Raw genomic sequence first — 849 nt, 5'->3', positions numbered from 1 at the left:
ATAAGCCTAAGATTTAAGATAGATTTGAAACGAGTTTCTTCTTGTTTTGATATTAATAGTTTTAACATAAGATGACTTATCGGGAGTTATCTACTATCGAATATTCAGAGATGATATAATATATGAGTCGCTTAACTCTCAGGCGTCAATTGACGAAGAGAGGAGGTCCCTTACTTTGCTAATCATTTTCGTTCACATCATAGCACCAGTCATCAGTGGCTGTGCTGTTGCCTATTATACTTATTGGCTTAGTAAACGCAACAAATAATTAATAGGCGACTCTATAAGCCAGCATCGAAAAAATCCCCACACTATTGCAGTAGTGTGGGGATTGGTGCATTATTTGTTAATCATTTTCGTTATATACATTATAACACTGGTTAGTAAGGGAATGCAAAATTCATATCTAACTAAAAGAGAGTATATTATAAAACTTCAAACAATAGTTTTTTATAAAAAACTTATAATCTTATTTAAATATACAGATTTTTGATGTGTACAAAAGTAGTCATGTGTTAGATTGTCAGGGAGATAATAAAAAACACACTAGTGTTTAATTATAAATTATATTATTTATTAATTTTTATATGAATAATGCTTACTTTACATTTAAAATAAAAAGCGTAAAACCTTCTGATGCTGAAAATTGTTCAGTATTTCTGATTTTTCTTGCTAGACTCATATTTAAAGTTTTAGCTTGTGTATTGAAATTAGAAAAATTTTTACGTGTATGTTCTGTTACTAGTACTTGATACTATTGGTATAAATACCATATTGTGCATATTCTATTAACACTGTCCCCCAATCGCTAATTTTAAATAGTTATATTTGCTGCATACTTTGGACAGG

General features: G+C 29.3%; 1 protein-coding gene. It reads left to right on the top strand.

Going from position 1 to position 849, the window contains the following annotated elements; all coding sequences use genetic code 11:
- Positions 1–175 precede the first annotated feature (175 nt).
- Positions 176–268, top strand: a complete 93-nt coding sequence (locus B1729_RS20395) for a type I toxin-antitoxin system Fst family toxin (protein ID WP_001791613.1) — start codon at positions 176–178, stop codon at positions 266–268.
- The last annotated feature ends 581 nt before the right edge of the window (positions 269–849 follow it).

Origin of the sequence: Microbacterium sp. B35-04 (assembly GCF_010634885.1) — a bacterium.
Lineage (GTDB): Bacteria > Actinomycetota > Actinomycetes > Actinomycetales > Microbacteriaceae > Microbacterium.
The sequence above is the reverse complement of the archived record's forward strand: the minus strand, read 5'-3'. Positions and strand labels throughout refer to the sequence as shown.